General features: G+C 72.6%; 15 protein-coding genes. 5 read left to right on the top strand and 10 right to left on the bottom strand.

Going from position 1 to position 14,841, the window contains the following annotated elements; all coding sequences use genetic code 11:
* Positions 1-4: 4 nt before the first annotated feature.
* Both iolG and GPA02_RS08250 read left to right on the top strand, forming a co-directional pair.
* Positions 5-1,012, top strand: coding sequence for an inositol 2-dehydrogenase (iolG, locus tag GPA02_RS08255; protein ID WP_156199443.1), 1,008 nt, complete (start codon positions 5-7; stop codon positions 1,010-1,012).
* Positions 1,013-1,070: 58 nt separating this feature from the next.
* On the top strand, positions 1,071-1,931 hold the full coding sequence (locus GPA02_RS08250) for a TIM barrel protein (protein WP_156199442.1): 861 nt from the start codon (positions 1,071-1,073) through the stop codon (positions 1,929-1,931).
* Positions 1,932-1,992: 61 nt separating this feature from the next.
* On the opposite strand, the gene GPA02_RS08245 is transcribed toward GPA02_RS08250, so the two are convergent.
* The 3 genes from GPA02_RS08245 to GPA02_RS08235 form a co-directional block, all read right to left on the bottom strand.
* Positions 1,993-2,547, bottom strand: a complete 555-nt coding sequence (locus tag GPA02_RS08245; protein ID WP_156199513.1) for a TetR/AcrR family transcriptional regulator — start codon at positions 2,545-2,547, stop codon at positions 1,993-1,995.
* Between the two features lie 68 nt (positions 2,548-2,615).
* Positions 2,616-3,458, bottom strand: a complete 843-nt coding sequence (locus tag GPA02_RS08240; protein ID WP_156199441.1) for an alpha/beta fold hydrolase — start codon at positions 3,456-3,458, stop codon at positions 2,616-2,618.
* Positions 3,459-3,560: 102 nt separating this feature from the next.
* Complete coding sequence (locus GPA02_RS08235) at positions 3,561-4,949, bottom strand: DHA2 family efflux MFS transporter permease subunit (RefSeq protein WP_156199440.1); 1,389 nt, start codon at positions 4,947-4,949, stop codon at positions 3,561-3,563.
* Between the two features lie 74 nt (positions 4,950-5,023).
* Between GPA02_RS08235 and GPA02_RS08230 the strand changes: the two genes are divergently transcribed.
* On the top strand, positions 5,024-5,620 hold the full coding sequence (locus GPA02_RS08230) for a TetR/AcrR family transcriptional regulator (RefSeq protein WP_156199439.1): 597 nt from the start codon (positions 5,024-5,026) through the stop codon (positions 5,618-5,620).
* Here the strand turns inward: GPA02_RS08230 and GPA02_RS08225 are convergent.
* From GPA02_RS08225 to GPA02_RS08205, 5 genes are all read right to left on the bottom strand, one after another.
* A complete protein-coding gene (locus tag GPA02_RS08225) occupies positions 5,608-6,477 on the bottom strand; it encodes a TrmH family RNA methyltransferase (protein ID WP_156199438.1) in 870 nt (289 codons plus the stop codon). The two genes, GPA02_RS08230 and GPA02_RS08225, sit on opposite strands and share 13 nt — an antisense overlap.
* 260 nt (positions 6,478-6,737) lie before the next feature.
* Positions 6,738-8,393 (bottom strand): hypothetical protein, encoded by a 1,656-nt coding sequence (locus GPA02_RS08220; RefSeq protein ID WP_156199437.1) that lies wholly within the window; start codon positions 8,391-8,393, stop codon positions 6,738-6,740.
* Complete coding sequence (locus tag GPA02_RS08215; RefSeq protein WP_156199436.1) at positions 8,393-9,214, bottom strand: carbohydrate ABC transporter permease; 822 nt, start codon at positions 9,212-9,214, stop codon at positions 8,393-8,395. Before GPA02_RS08215 ends, GPA02_RS08220 begins: the two co-directional genes overlap by 1 nt.
* Positions 9,211-10,134 (bottom strand): carbohydrate ABC transporter permease, encoded by a 924-nt coding sequence (locus GPA02_RS08210; RefSeq protein ID WP_156199435.1) that lies wholly within the window; start codon positions 10,132-10,134, stop codon positions 9,211-9,213. The genes GPA02_RS08215 and GPA02_RS08210 overlap by 4 nt, the downstream gene beginning before the upstream one ends.
* 65 nt (positions 10,135-10,199) lie before the next feature.
* On the bottom strand, positions 10,200-11,489 hold the full coding sequence (locus GPA02_RS08205; RefSeq protein WP_156199434.1) for an ABC transporter substrate-binding protein: 1,290 nt from the start codon (positions 11,487-11,489) through the stop codon (positions 10,200-10,202).
* 253 nt (positions 11,490-11,742) lie between these two features.
* Here GPA02_RS08205 and GPA02_RS08200 point away from each other — a divergent pair, with 253 nt between their 5' ends.
* Positions 11,743-12,168 (top strand): hypothetical protein, encoded by a 426-nt coding sequence (locus tag GPA02_RS08200; RefSeq protein WP_156199433.1) that lies wholly within the window; start codon positions 11,743-11,745, stop codon positions 12,166-12,168.
* Between the two features lie 74 nt (positions 12,169-12,242).
* Here the strand turns inward: GPA02_RS08200 and GPA02_RS08195 are convergent, their stop codons facing one another.
* On the bottom strand, positions 12,243-12,596 hold the full coding sequence (locus GPA02_RS08195) for an L-rhamnose mutarotase (RefSeq protein WP_240133950.1): 354 nt from the start codon (positions 12,594-12,596) through the stop codon (positions 12,243-12,245).
* Between the two features lie 74 nt (positions 12,597-12,670).
* On the opposite strand from GPA02_RS08195, the gene GPA02_RS08190 reads away from it, so the two are divergent.
* Positions 12,671-13,453: a sugar phosphate isomerase/epimerase family protein gene (locus tag GPA02_RS08190; protein ID WP_156199431.1), complete on the top strand. Its 783-nt coding sequence runs from the start codon at positions 12,671-12,673 to the stop codon at positions 13,451-13,453.
* On the opposite strand, the gene GPA02_RS08185 is transcribed toward GPA02_RS08190, so the two are convergent.
* Complete coding sequence (locus GPA02_RS08185) at positions 13,450-14,766, bottom strand: Gfo/Idh/MocA family protein (protein ID WP_156199430.1); 1,317 nt, start codon at positions 14,764-14,766, stop codon at positions 13,450-13,452. The genes GPA02_RS08190 and GPA02_RS08185 overlap by 4 nt on opposite strands.
* Between the last annotated feature and the right edge of the window lie 75 nt (positions 14,767-14,841).

The following is a 14,841-nucleotide window of genomic DNA, read 5'->3' as shown; positions in this document are numbered from 1 at the left end:
CGCCATGACCACCCGACTGAGGATCGCCGTCGTCGGCGCCGGTCGTATCGGCGCCGTGCACGCACGCACGATCCGCGACCACGCCGACGCCGAGCTCGTGCTCGTCGCCGACCCCGACGCCGACGCGGCCGCCCGCCTCGCCGGCTCCTACGGCGCGGCCTCGACGACCGACGCCGACGCCGCGCTGACCAGCGACGACGTCGACGCCGTCGTCGTCGCCTCCCCCACGCCGCTGCACGTGCCGCACACGCTGGCGGCGGTCGGCGCGGGCAAGTCGGTGCTCATGGAGAAGCCGGTCGCGCTCGAGGTCGCCGCCGTCGACGCCTGCATCGACGCCCTGGGCGAGCGGGCGGGCCGCGTGATGGTCGGCTTCAACCGCCGGTTCGACCCGAGCGTCGCCGAGGTGCACGCGCGCGTGCAGGCCGGCGAGGTCGGCGCCGTCGAGCAGGTGACGATCATCAGCCGCGACCCGGCGCCGCCGCCTGCGGAGTACCTGCGCGTCTCGGGCGGGATCTTCAAGGACATGACGATCCACGACCTCGACATGGCGCGGCACCTGCTGGGCGAGGTCGTCGCCGTGCACGCCGTCGGCCAGCACCTCGACCCCGCGGTCGAGGACACCTACGACGCCGCCACGCTCACCCTCACCGGCGCGAGCGGCGCCGTCGCCGTCGTCGTCAACTCCCGGCACAGCGTCGCCGGCTACGACCAGCGGATCGAGGTGTTCGGCAGCACCGGCACGCTCGAGGTGACCAACCAGCGCGCCAGCTCGGTGCGGCTGCACGACGCGAGCGGCACCGAGCAGTCCGGGCCGTTCCTGCCGTTCTTCCTCGAGCGCTACCGGCGCGCCTACGCGGCCGAGCTGGACGCGTTCGTGCAGGCGGCGCTCGCCGGCACCCCGCAGCGGCCGGCGCTGGCCGACGGCCGCGCCGCCCTCGTCCTCGCCGAGGCGGCCGCCGAGTCCGCCCGCACCGGCACCACGATCTCGATCCACGAGGAGGCCCACCGATGAGCACGACGCAGCCCGCCCGCCTGCCCCGACCCACCGCGCAGGTCTGCGAGGCCCGCGCATGAGGGTCGCCGGGGCACCGATCAGCTGGGGCGTCTGCGAGGTGCCGGGCTGGGGCCACCAGCTCGAGCCGGAGCGCGTGCTGCGCGAGATGCGCGAGGTCGGCCTGGTCGCCACCGAGTTCGGCCCGCAGGGCTGGCTGCCGGAGGCGCCCGCCGAGCGAGCACGGGTGCTCGCCGACGCCGGGCTGGCCGCCGTCGGCGCGTTCGTGCCGGTGGTGGGCCACGTCGCCGATCACGACCCGCTGCCCGCGCTCGAGGCCGAGCTCGACGCGTTCGACGCCGCCGGCGGGGACGTGCTCGTCATGGCCGCGGCGACCGGCAGCGACGGCTACGACGCCCGCCCCGAGCTGACGAACGAGGAGTGGCGGCGGCTGCTCGACAACCTGGACCGGCTCGCCGAGCACGCACGCGGCCGCGGCATCCGCCCCACCCTGCACCCTCACGTCGGCACGCTCGTCGAGACGTTCGACGACGTCGCCCGCGTGCTCGACCGCACCTCGGTGCCGCTGTGCCTGGACACCGGCCACCTCATGATCGGCGGCACCGACCCGGCCGAGCTCGTCCGCTCGCACGCCGACCGCATCGGGCACGTGCACGCCAAGGACGTGCGCGCCGACCTCGCCGCGAAGGTGCAGGCCGGCGAGCTCACCTACACCGACGCCGTCCGGGCCGGGATGTACGTGCCGCTGGGCGACGGCGACGTCGACCTGCCCGCGATCGTCGCCGTCCTCACGCGCGTCGGCTACGACGGCTGGTGGGTGCTCGAGCAGGACACGATCCTTGCCGGCGAGCCCGACGGCGAGGGCCCGGTCGCCGACGTCAGGCGCAGCCTGGCCCACCTGCGCTCGCTCGCGTCCTAGGCGCGCGACAGCGCCCGCCGGGTCGGTACCCGACGGGCGCTGGTGCGCGTGCGCCGCGCTCTCAGAGCGCGGACTCGATGAGGGTCCGCGCGGCCTCGCGCGCGGACTCGGCGGCCTCGGCGTTGCCGGAGATGGCCGCCGTCGTCTGCGCACCCTCGGCGAGGATCGCCAGCTGCGGGCCGAGGCTCGCGGGCCCGCCGGCCTCGGCGACCAGCCGGTCGACGTGGCGCTGGAAGGACGCCTTGTGCTCGCGGACCGCCTCGGCGACCCGCTGGCTCGCGGCGCCGAGCTCGCCGAAGGCGTTGATGAACCCGCAGCCGCGGAAGTCCCGCTCGCTGAACCACTCGGCGAGGAAGTCGTAGACCGCCAGCAGCCGCTCCCTCGGGTCCGTGGTGCGGGCGACCGCGCGGTCGACGCCGTCGGTCCACATGGCGTGCCGGTGCGCGAGCACCGCGAGCACGAGGTCCTCCTTGGAGGGGAACTCGCGGTAGATCGACTTGAGCGAGACGCCGGACTCGTCGCGCACCGCGTCCATGCCGACCTGGCCGATGCCGCGGCCGTAGAACAGCCGGTCGGCTGCGGCCACGATCCGCTCGCGTCGGTCCTCGGTCGTCACGGCGTCCACCCCCTCAGTGTAGGCCGCCGAGAGAACTTCCGTTCTCCCGGCGGCCGTCGGGTCGTTCCTCAGGCCTTGACGAAGTCGAGCAGGGCCTGGTTGACCTCCTCGGCGTGCGTCCAGAGCAGGCCGTGGGGCGCGTCCTCGATCTCGACGTACGTCGCGTCGGGGACGAGCTCGTGGAACCGGCGCCCGGTCGCGTCGATCGGCAGGATGTTGTCCTTCGTGCCGTGCAGGATCAGCGTCGGCAGACCGGCCTCGCGGACCGCCTCGACGTCCGGACGGAAGTCCTCGATCCAGGTCGGCACGACCGCGTACGCGGCCACCGGGGCGCTGCCCACCGCGGTGTTCCAGCTCGCCCGCACGACCTCCTCGGAGATCCGGGTCCCGAGCGTCTCGTCGAGGTTGTAGAAGTCCTTGTAGAACTGCGTGAACCACGCGTAGCGGTCGTTGCGCGCAGCCTCGATGATGCCGTCGAAGACGTCCTGGGGCACGCCCTCGGGGTTGTCGTCGCGCTGGACGAGGAAGGGCTCGAGCGAGGCGAGGAAGGCCAGCTTGGCGACCCGCTCGGTGCCGTGCCGGCGGACGTAGCGGGCCAGCTCGCCGGTCCCCATCGAGAACCCGACGAGGATGACGTCGCGCAGGTCGAGCGTCTCGAGGACCGTGTCGAGGTCGGCGGCGAACGTGTCGTAGTCGTAGCCCGTGCCGACCTTCGACGAGTCGCCGAAGCCGCGGCGGTCGTAGGTGATGACGCGGTAGCCGGCGTCGATGAGCGCCCGCTCCTGCTTCTCCCAGCTCGCGCCGTTGAGGGGGTAGCCGTGGATCAGCACGACCGGCTGGCCTGCGCCGCGGTCGGTGTAGTGCAGCTGGATGTCGGTCGAGTTCTCGGTGCCGACGGTGATGTAGCCCATGATCTCTCTCCGTGTTTCCTGGTTCGGTGGGAGAACGGTCGTTCTCCGACATCCATGAGAGTAGAGAACGGTCGTTCTCTGCGCAAGCGGATGTGACTCACGTCACACCCGAGCCGCCCTGCCGGGGAGCAGGAACGCCAGCGCCACGGCCACGACGGTGAGCGCGGTCGCCCACCCGAACGCGACGTGGAAGCCGAGAGCCGGGGCACTCGCCGTCGCGAGCGCACCCTGCAGCACGACGGCGAGGACCGCCGTCCCGAACGAGCCGCCGAGCTGCTGCCCGACGCGGCTGATGACGCTCGCGTGCGGGACCTCGTCGTGCGCGAGCCCCTCGTAGGCGACCGCCATCAGCGGCACCGTGACCGCGCCGAGCCCGAGGCCGCGCAGCAGCAGGGCCGCACCGATCAGGCCCATGCCGGTGCTCTCGGTGGCAGCGACGAACGGGACGGTGCCGAGCGCGACGACCGCGAACCCGGCGACGACGACGGCCCGCGCACCGAGCGTCTCCGACAGCCGGGCGACGACGCTGCGGCTCAGCAGCATCCCCACGCCCTGCGGGAGGAGCAGCAGGCCGGCGACCATCGCGCTCTCACCGCGCAGCTGCTGGAAGTACAGCGGCACCAGCAGCATGGCCCCGTAGAGCGCGATCCCCGACAGCAGCAGCAGGGCCGTCGCCGACGACAGCGAGCGGTGCCGCAGCAGGCGCAGGTCGACCAGCGCGTCCTCGGGGCTGCGCACGGCGCGCCAGGCGAAGACAGCGACGGCGAGCAGGCCGGCGACCAGCGGCAGCAGCACGTCGGGGTGCAGGAAGCCGCCGTCGTGGCTGGCGTTGCTCGTCCCGAGCAGCACGCCTGCGATGCCGCCCGCCATCAGGACCAGCCCGACGACGTCGAGCGTGGCGGGCTCGGGCTGCTCGTCCGCCGGCAGGTACCGGGCGGCGAGCGGGATGCCGACGACCGCGAGCGGCAGCGTGACCAGGAAGAGCCAGCGCCAGCCGAGCGAGTCGAGCACGACGCCGCCGAGCACCGGGCCGAGGACGGGGCCGAGGACGGCGGGCAGGCTCACCACCGCCATCACGCGTGCCAGCCCCTTGCCCGCCGCGGCCTGGATGACCAGCGTCGACATCAGGGGCACGAGGATCCCGCCCGCCGCGCCCTGCAGCACGCGGAACGCGATGAGCGAGGGCGCGTCCCAGGCGAGCGCCGCGAGCACCGAGGCGACCGTGAACCCCGCCAGGGCGTAGAGCCAGAGCCGGCGACCGCCGACGCGCCGCTGCGCCCACGGCGTGATCGGGATGACCATGGCGAGCGCCAGCAGGTACCCGGTGCTGATCCACTGCACGCTCGACAGCGGCACACCGAGCTCACCGGCGAGGGGCTCGACGGCGACGGCGACGATCGTCGTCGCGAAGAGCACCGACATCCCGCCGACGAGGGTCGACCAGGCGACGGGCCAGACCTTCGGCTCGACCCTCTCGAGTGTCGTCTCCATCACGATCCCTCCGAGATCTAAGAGACAATGTGTATCTTGGATGAGCAGAGTACGCTTGGTCGATAAGGAACACAATGCCTCTTAATGAGACGTCTGCCACACCCGCGCGCCGCCGCCGAGGCGCCGAGCTCGAGGCCGCGCTCCTCGACGCCGCACTCGCTGAGCTCCTGGCCTCCGGGTACGACGACCTCACCTACGAGGCGGTCGCCGAGCGCGCGCAGACCAGTCGCGCGGTGCTCTACCGACGCTGGCCCACCAAGCGCGAGCTCGCGCTGGCCGCCGCGCTGCAGCTGCTCGACTCCCACCCCGTCCCCACGCCCGACACCGGTTCCCTGCGCGGTGACGTCCTCGAGCTGCTGACGGTGGCCAACGGCTCCCGGGCACGGCTCGGCCTGCAGCTGGTCGCCCAGCTCGGCTCCACGGGCGGCGTCAGCCTCGCCGATCTCCGGAGACCCGTCGCGAGGCGCAACGAGGAGCGCATGACCGCGATCCTCGGCCGCGCCGAGGATCGCGGCGAGATCCCGACGGCGGACGTGCCCCGACGGGCTCGTGACGTCGCGCTCGACCTGTGGCGCCACGACGTGCTGCTGCACCGTTCCGCCGCGTCGCCCCAGCAGATCGAGCAGATCGTCGACGACGTCTTCCTGCCCCTGGTCGGCTATCGGGGGTAGTCGACCGGGGCGGCGCCGACGGGTGCGCGCGCCGGCTCGGCGACCGCGGCCTGGCGCTCGTAGAGCGCGAGCGCGGCCGCGACCGAGACGTTGAGCGACTCGACGTCGCCGGTCATCGGGATCGTCAGGCGCAGCCCGCCTCGCCCCCACCTGTCGGGGTCGACGCCGCGTCGCTCGCCGCCGAGGACCAGGGCCACCCGCCGTCGGACGTCGCGCACCGCGCGCAGCGGTGCGGGCGCGTCGGGGCTCAGGGTCGCCACCGGGATGCCGGCGCGCGCCAGCGCGCGAGAGGTCTCGCGGCGGCCGGCGAGCACGACCGGGAGCGCGAGCACGAGACCGCGGCTGGCGCGGACCAGGCGGCGGTCGAGCGTGCTCACCAGCCCGCTGTCGACGAGCACGACGCCGGCCGCGCCGAACGCGGCCGCGCTGCGTGTGACGGCCCCGATGTTGCCGACGAGCCGCACGCCGTCGAGCACGACGACGTCGCCCCGTCGCGCGAGCACCTCGTCCAGCCCGGGGAGCCGCGGCCGCCGGGCGAGCGCGAAGAACCGCGACCTGCGCTCGGTGCCGAACAGCGCTGTCGCGACGTCGTCGGCGAGCACGTACCGGGCGACCCGCGCCGGGAGGTCGCGTGCGACGGCGTCGCGGACGTCGGCCGCCGCGGCCGTCGCGTAGAGCGCCTCGATCCGCACGCCCTGCCGGACCGCCTCGCGCACGTTGTCCTCGTCGTCGACGACGAAGGATCGCGGCGCGGCCGCGCGCGAGCGCAGCACGTCGCGCACCCGGCGCGCAGCGGGGTGCGCCACGGTGCCGACCGGCACCGCCAGGTCGGCCTCGCGCTCGAGCAGGTCCACCACACCCGAGACGGTCCCGCCTCACGCTGCGTGAGGGTCAAGCGCTTTCAACCCAGTCCTGCCCCCACAGGCGGTTTCAACCCACTGTCGCCCCCTCAGACGGTTTCAACCCAGTTCTGCCCCCTCCAGGCGGTTCCAACACACTGTCGTCTCTCCTGCTTGCGCACGGCGGGACGGCGACGGGCCGACCGGTGGGGACGTGCGGGGGGGGGGGGGGCAGAAGTGGGTTGAAAGCGCGCCTGGGGGCGGAAGTGGGTTGAAACCTAGGCGCGGCGGAGCGTGAGGGTCCAGGTGCCGGGCGTGGTGCCGGTGAGGTAGAGCCGGGGGCCGGCGAGCGCGTCGGTGCCTCCGAGGAAGGTGTACGCCTCGCCCGGGTCGTACCAGCCGGCGACGTCCGCGCCGGACCCGACCGAGGTCTCGATGACGACGGCGTCGCGGCCCTTGCGCAGCTCGACGACCCCGCTGAGCGGTCGGTAGACCTCCGGCGCGACCTCCGCGGCCCCTGTGACGGTGCCCTCGCCGAGCGCGATCTCGAGCGACCAGCCGGTGTCGACCCCGGCGGCGGTCACCTCGACCTCGACACCGTCGGGCCCGGGGCGCACGGCGACGTCGGTGACGAGCTCGACCTCGTCGTGGGCGCGCTCGCCGAACGCCATCGAGGCCTGGAACCGGCCGTCGTCGGTGAGCCGGTAGCCGCCGTCGGGCTGGTGCGAGGCGACCGGCAGGGGCTGGTAGTAGCGGGCGGCGGCGCGCTCGTGCAGGTGCGCGACGCCGTCGTCGACGACGAGGCCCTCGGACCGGAACGGGCCGAGGCCGAACATCACGCGGGACAGCCGCAACGACCGGATCACCGCGTCGCCGGCGCGGAACCGCAGGAACGTGGGGTTGCCGGCCAGCCCGGACCCGATCCTGTTGACGTGCGGCACGTCGGAGCCGCCGTAGACGACGGTCCGCACGCCGCCGTGCTGGTGCACCAGCAGCCCGACTCCTGGGAAGTGGCGCACGACGTCCGTCTCCGGCCACCGCTCCAGCGGGGGCAGCTCCGCGCCGAGCGTGGGCTCCTGGACGATCTCGAGCAGGGCGCCCACCGCGAGCTCGGGCGTGCGCGGCTCGCTCACCTCGGCCCCCGCGGCGCAGGTCTCGCAGCCCGCGAGCGCGAACCGTCGCAGCTGGGTGTGGAACGCCGACAGCGGGATCGCGCCGTCCTGGTCCTGACGACGGGAGAACACGGTCTCGACGACGCCGTCGGCGTCGGTGAGCACCAGCTGGGCGTGCAGGTTGCGGTGCACCACCTCGACGAGGTCGGGGCGCACCAGCGCCTCCGCGAGCACGAGCAGGCTCGGGTTGCTCACGAACGCGGCGTAGTTGGCGCTGCGCTCGGAGTAGAGCCCATCGGCGTCGACGTCGACCCCCTCGGCCAGCCACTGCTCGGCGCGCTGCACGGCCCGCTCGTCGAGGGCCCGCAGCCGCACGAGCGCCGAGGCGATCTCCCAGCGATGGTTGGGCGTGTGCACGCCGCCGGCGAGCAGGGCCGGCAGCGCCCGCTCCCCGATCTCGAGGAGCCGACGGCGCAGCGGCGCGAGCGCGGGGTCGTCGGCCGCGTCGATGACCGCGATCGTGGCGCCGAGGTCGTTGATCGCGAACGCGCTGTCCGGCGGCGAGTGCAGGTTGCCGTCGGAGGAGAACAGGCCGTCGGCACCCTGCAGCGCCGCCAGCCGGGCCGCGACCTCCTCGGCGACCACGAGCCGCGAGGGGTCGGCGCCGCCGACCTCGGGTCGCACCACCCGCAGCGCGACGGCGGCCGCTACCTGGCGCATCAGCTCGCGATGCCCCGGCGCCGGTGCGGTCGGGGGCGTCGCGGTCGCGGTCGCCTCCCACCACGACTCGGCGAGGTCGGCCATGCGGTCGAGGAACGTCATCAGTCCTTCAGCCCCGAGTTGATGTCAGCACTCATGATCTGGCGCTGGAAGATGATGAACAGGATCACCATGGGGATCAGCGAGATCACCGAGGCCGACAGCAGCACCGACCAGTCGATGTTGTCCGCCCCCACGATCGAGCGGAGCGCGATCTGCAGCGTGTACTTGTTCGGGTCGTTGAGCACGATCAGCGGCCAGATGTAGTCGTTCCAGCGCCACTGGAACGAGAAGATCGCGAGCACGACGGCGATCGGTCGGGCGATCGGCAGCATGATCTGGAAGAACGCGCGGAACTCCCCGACGCCGTCGATCCGGGCCGCCTCGAGCAGCTCGTCCGGCACGGTGCGGAAGTACTGCCGGAACATGAACACACCGGTCGCGGTGACGATCGACGGCACGATGATGCCGGCGAGGCTGTTGTACAGGCCCAGGTCGCGGATGATCGCGAACGTCGAGGGCATGATGACCTCGGTCGGCAGCATCGTCGTGATGAGGATGCAGATGAAGAACCCCTGCAGCCACCAGTGCTTGTACTTCGCGAACGCGTACCCGGTCATCGCAGACACCAGCACGGTGAGCGCTGTCGTGACGACGGCGACGATGCCGGTGTTGGCGAAGTAGCGCCAGAAGTCGAACCGCGTCCACGCCGTCTGGTAGCCCGAGACCGTCCAGGTCTCCGGCAGCAGCGACAGCGGCAGGCTGAACAGCTCGCTGCCGGGCTTGAACGAGCTGAGGAGGAACCACAGCATCGGGAACGCGAAGACCGCGGCGATCAGCACGAGCAGCGCCGTCAGCCAGATGTTGACACCGCGGATCCTCATGACAGGTCCTCCCGCCGGTCGAAGCGCATCTGCACCAGCGCGATGACGATGAGGATCACCATGAGCACCATCGAGACGGCGCTGGCGTAGCCGATCTGGGCCCGCTGGAAACCGGTCTGGTAGATGTACTGGACCATGAACATGTTCTCGGTGCCCGGTCCGCCGCCGTTGAGCGCCTGAACCATCGCGAACTCCTTCATCGCGCCGAGCGTGCCGAGCAGGATCACCATGAACGACGTCGGACGCAGCAGCGGCAGCGTGATCCTGAAGAACCGCTGCGCGGCCGAGGCGCCGTCGATCTGCGCGGCCTCCAGGTAGGAGGTCGGGATGTTGCGCAGCGCCGCGATGAACAGCAGCATCGTGAACGCGGTGCCACCCCACGCGCCGGCGAGGATGACGACGGCGAGCGCCAGGCTGCCGTCGGTCTCCCACCGCTGCCCGGGGGCGCCGAGCACGCTCAGCACGTAGTTGACGAGCCCGAAGTTCTCCCCGAACATCCAGCGCCAGATGACGCCGATGACGATCGGCGAGATCAGCCACGGCAGGAAGAAGATGACGCGCGCGGCGGTGCGGAACCGGGTGGCGGCCGAGGTCAGCAGCAGCGAGATGCCCAGCGCCACGACGTAGTGCACCGGCACCGCGAGCACGGTGTACAGCAGCGTCCTGGTGAGCGAGGAGTAGAACTGCTGGTCGTCGAACAGCTTGAGGTAGTTCGCGACCCCGATGAACTCGGGCTCGCCCACGCCGGTGTAGTCGGTGAACGAGTAGTAGAGCCCCAGGATCCCCGGGCCGAGGAAGAACAGCGCGAACAGCACGACCGCTGCCGAGATGAACACCAGCGGTGCGATCGTCTGCCCCGGCTTGCGGATGCGGCGTCGGCGTGCGGCCGGCGCGGTTGTCACGGCGGCGTCCTGCGCCATCGGACCTCCTGCGTAGAAGTGCGCGGCGGGCCCTGCCCGGGTGGGGCAGGACCCGCCGCGTGCGGTCAGCCGGCCTGGCCGAAGGCCTCGGTCATCTGCTCGCCGATGATGGTGATCGCCTCGTCGACGGTGATCTCGTCGTTGAGGTAGCGGATCACGTTGTCGCGCAGCGGGTCGCCGTCCACGCCGAGCCCGGCGACCTCGAACCCGAGCTCCATCTGCTTGATGGTCGTGACGATCGGGTCGGACGCCGCGATCTCGGCGTTGTAGAGGTCGAACGCGACCTGCTGGTCGCCGTAGTCGACGTCGGCGCCCTCGACCGCGGGCAGGAAGCCCGAGGTGGTGGCGAGCTCGTCGTAGTTCTCCTTGGTGAACAGCCAGTTCACGAAGTCGTACGCCGCCTGCTCCTGACCGGTGCCCTCGAAGACGACGATCGAGGCGGCGTTGCCGTACTGCACCGCCCGGACCGGCTGGCGCGGCGTCGGCACCGAGACCCACTCGAAGTCGGCGATGTTGACCGCGAAGTCCGCGATCTGCCAGGAGCCCGAGTAGTAGGAGACGACGTCGCCGGACTTGAACAGCGCGTTGCCGTCGGCCTCGCTGAGCCACACCGAGCGCGGCATGAAGCTGTCGTCGTTGAGGCCGTAGAAGTACTCGAGCGCGGTCTTCGTCGCGTCGTTGGTCGTGAAGGTGCCGGAGGCGTCCGGCTGCCACATCGTCGAGCCGAACTCGTAGAGGAACGACTTGAGCCGGTGCGAGCTGCGGTCCATCGCCATGCCGTAGGAGGCGCCGGTCGCCGCCTGCACCTCCGTGACGGCGGCCACGAACTCGTCCCAGGACCACACCTGTCCCTCGGGGTCGGTCGGGAACTCCACGCCGGCCTCGTCGAAGAGGGACTTGTTGAGGAACAGCCCGACGGCGGTGACGTCGGTCGGCAGCGACATGACCTTGCCGTCCTCGTCCTGCGCCGCGAGGTCCGCCATGACGTTGTTCGCGGTCATGATCTCGGCGAGGTCCATGGTGGCGTTCTTCCAGACCGGGTCGACGGCGCCGACGCGGGCGAGCGCGGGCAGGTCGTTGGCCTGCGCGGCGTTCTTCAGCCGCGTGGTGAGGTCCTCGTTGGCGATGTCGACGATCTCGACGGTGACGCCGGTCTCCTCCTTGTACTTCGCGGCCATGTGCGCGAAGCCGCCGCCCTGGTTGGCGTCGCCGGAGAGGAAGAACTGCAGCGTGCCGACGTCGCCGCCGTCGCCGCTGCCGCCCGAGTCGTTGCCGCAGGCCGCGGTGAGGCCGACCACGGCGGCCCCGGTGAGGCCGCCCAGCAGGACCTGCCGGCGGCTGAAGACTGTGCTCATCTACGTGCCTCTTCTCTGAGATGCGTCCGCCCGATCGCGCTGCGCGCTGGGTGCCCGGAATGCGGTTACCGGGCGACCGTAGCAGCGCGCATGCGGCCGGTCAACAGTTTGTCCGGACATTCGGACGAACGCTCTCAACGGTGGTGGGAGCGAGCTCCCTGACGTCGGTCCTCATCCTCCCGCCGACCGCAGGCACGTGAATGCGCTGGAGGCCCGCCTGCGCTGTGACGTGCGGCACGGATAGCCTCGGTCCATGCGGCGCACGACGGCGTCCCCCGCCCTGGCGATCGCCCTCGCCTGCCTCGCGGCTGGGTGCGGCGGTGCGGGCGACCGACCGCTGCCGGAGCCGCTCCCGACCGACGTCCCGTTCGCCTACCACACGCAGACGCAGCCCGGTGGGGACGGCGCCTTGCTCGAGGGCACCCTCGAGCTCCAGGACGGCTGCCTCGTCGTGCTGCCGATCCATGACGGGATGCAGGATCCGGTCGTGCCCGTCGTCCCGGTCGTCGCGACGACGTGGGACGGCACGACCCTGACCGTCAACGCCTCCTCCGCCGCGGTCGGCGAGGAGATCTCCCTGGGCGGCGGCTTCCACGCACGACCGCCCGACGGCGCCGTCGTGCCCGAGTCCTGCCCGCCCGCGACCACCGACCGCTACCTCGTCGTCGGCCTCGAGTAGCGCAGCGCGACGGTGCGAACTCGGCGGGTGTGCGGGAGCTGGGATGCCCGGCGCCGGCCGGCGCCGGCCCGGGGTCAGTGCTGCGGCTCGGTCGGCAGCCCGGCGGCGCGGAGCTGGTCCTCGAGGTTGAAGATCTCCGGCAGCAGCTCGAAGCCCTCGTCGGGGTTGCCGGGGTCGACGAAGAACCGCTCCATGCTGGCCTGCCACCGCGGGTTGACCTCGGTGCGGGTCATCGCCTCCTGCGCGGCGGCGTAGTCGTCGGCCTCGAAGTGGCCGACGAGCAGCCCGTCCTGCGACAGGTACAGCGAGTAGTTGCGCCAGCCGGAGTCGCGCAGCGCCTCCAGCATCTGTGGCCACACGGCCGCGTGCGCCTCGGTGTACTCCTCGAGCGCGTCCGGTCGCACCCGGTTGATGAAGCAGTACCGCACCATGACTCCTCTCGGTCACCGGCAATCTATGGCACCCGCTGCTGCGGCGGCGGCGCCGTTCCTACGCTGGCGGGATGCTCGCGCCCACCGCCGTCGGTGTCATCGTCCCCTCCACGCAGGCCGCGCTCGCACGGGCCGCGGGCGCCGACTACGTCGAGCCCACCGTCGTCGGCGACCTCGTGCGGCGCGACGCGCAGGGGCGCTGGGCCCGCGACCCCGGCTACACCCAGCCCGCCGCACCCTCCTTCGCGGTGCTCGTGCCCGGCGACCTGCCGCTGTCCGACCCGACGGCCGACCCCGGCCCGGTCACGGACTACCTCGGCGCCGCGCTCGCCGCGATCGGCACGGTCGCGCTCCCGGGCGCGAAGGTCGTGCTCGGCAGCGGGGCCGCGCGCACGGTCCCCGACGCCGCGCCGCTCGACGCCGCCCGCGTCCGCTTCGCCGACGTGGTGCGGCAGGCGCGCGACCTGGCCCGGGTGCACGACCTGCGGGTGGTGCTGGAGCCGCTGCACGCGGGCGAGACCAACCTGCTCAACGGCATCGGCGAGGCGGTCGCGTTCCTCGACGAGTACGGCATCGAGGGCGTCGACGTCGTCGCCGACCTCTTCCACGTCATGACCGCGGGCGAACCGCTGGCCGACGTCGCGGCGCACGCGGACCGCGTCGGCCACGTGCACCTCGCCGACACCGGCCGCCGCGCGCCCGGCACCGGCGACTGGCCGGTCGCCGAGCTGCTGCGCGTCGTGCGCGAGGCCGGCTACGACGGCACGCTGACGATCGAGTGCCGCTGGGGCGACCTCGCGGCCGAGCTGCCGGCGGCGCTGGCCTTCGTCCGCGCCGCCGACCCCGGCGTCTAGGTCAGCTCGCGCGCGGCCGGGTCGACGCCGAGGTCGAGGTCGGCGACGCGCACCGCCTGGCCCGAGACCAGCGAGGCGTTGCCGGCGATGCCGACGCACACCGCCCGAACGCCGTCGAGCACCCCGGCCGCCTGGCCGAGCGGGTCCTCACGGGTGCCGGGCTCGAAGATGTCCTGCAGCAGGAATGCGTCGCCGCCGCCGTGACCGCCCTTGCCGGCGGGGATCTCGACCTCGCGCGCCGGCTCCCAGTGCCGCTGCACGACGAGCCGCTCCCCGACCGGTCGGGTGCGCTCGGCCTGCTCGACCGGGTTCGCGCTCGGGTCCACGACGGCGCCCGAGGCCTCGACCCAGGACCGCTCGACGACGTCGAGCTCGGCGCGGCCCTCGGAGCCGTTGACGACGACGCGGTAGCCCTCCCAGGGGCCGTGCGCGGTGAGGTTGTAGGTCATGAACGCGCCGCCGGCGTAGTCGACGACGAGCCCGAGGTCGTCCTCGATCGTGATGCCCGGTGCGAACACGTCCTGGTCACGGATGTAGCCGTCGTGGTGCTCGGCGTCGTGGTAGAGCGCCTTGAGCCGCTCGTCGGCGGTGAGGTCGAGCGACCACGGGTCGTCCGCGGGTGCACCCGTGCCGCGCGCGGGGCGCTCGCCGGCCTTCGCGGCACCGGCGCCCTCGGGGCCGTAGAACGCCAGCCCGCCGGTGGCGTAGACCCGCACCGGCACGTCCTGCAGCCACCAGTTGACGAGGTCGAAGTGGTGCGAGGACTTGTGGATGAGAAGGCCGCCCGACTTGTCCTTCTCGCGGTGCCAGCGGCGGAAGTAGTCGGCGCCGTGGGCAGTGTCGAGCACCCACTCGAAATGCACCGAGAGCACCCGGCCGATCTCGCCGTCGGCGATGACCCGGCGCAGCTCGCTGTTGCGCGGCGAGTAGCGGTAGTTGAACGTCATGACGAGGTCGCGCCCGGTCTCCCGCATCGCCTCGACGATCGTGCGGCAGCCCTGCTCGGAGATCGTCAGCGGCTTCTCGACGACGACGTCGGCGCCCGCCCGCATCGCGCGCGCGACGACGTCGGCGTGCGCGTGGTCGGGCGCGGTGACGACGAGGCGGTCGACACGCTCCTCGGCGATCATGCGCTCGAGGTCGGCGGGCTCGTAGCGCGGCAGCGACGCACCGACGCGGCCGTCGTACCAGGCGGCGCGCGTCGGGTTCGGCTCGCACCACGCGACCAGCTCGCCCGCGCCCGCGTGCTCGCCCGTGAGAGCGCCGACGTACATCCCTGCCCGCGAGCCGGTCCCGGCGACGGCGTACCTCATCTGACTGTGTCCTCTCGACGTGCATGAACGACTGGGACAGAGCCTGCCCCGCGCGCGACCCAGGAGTCGCGCTCT

Source organism: Actinotalea caeni, from assembly GCF_009733795.1.
Lineage (GTDB): Bacteria > Actinomycetota > Actinomycetes > Actinomycetales > Beutenbergiaceae > Pseudactinotalea > Pseudactinotalea caeni.
Note: the sequence above shows the minus strand (reverse complement) of the source record. Positions and strands in the feature narration are given on the sequence as shown.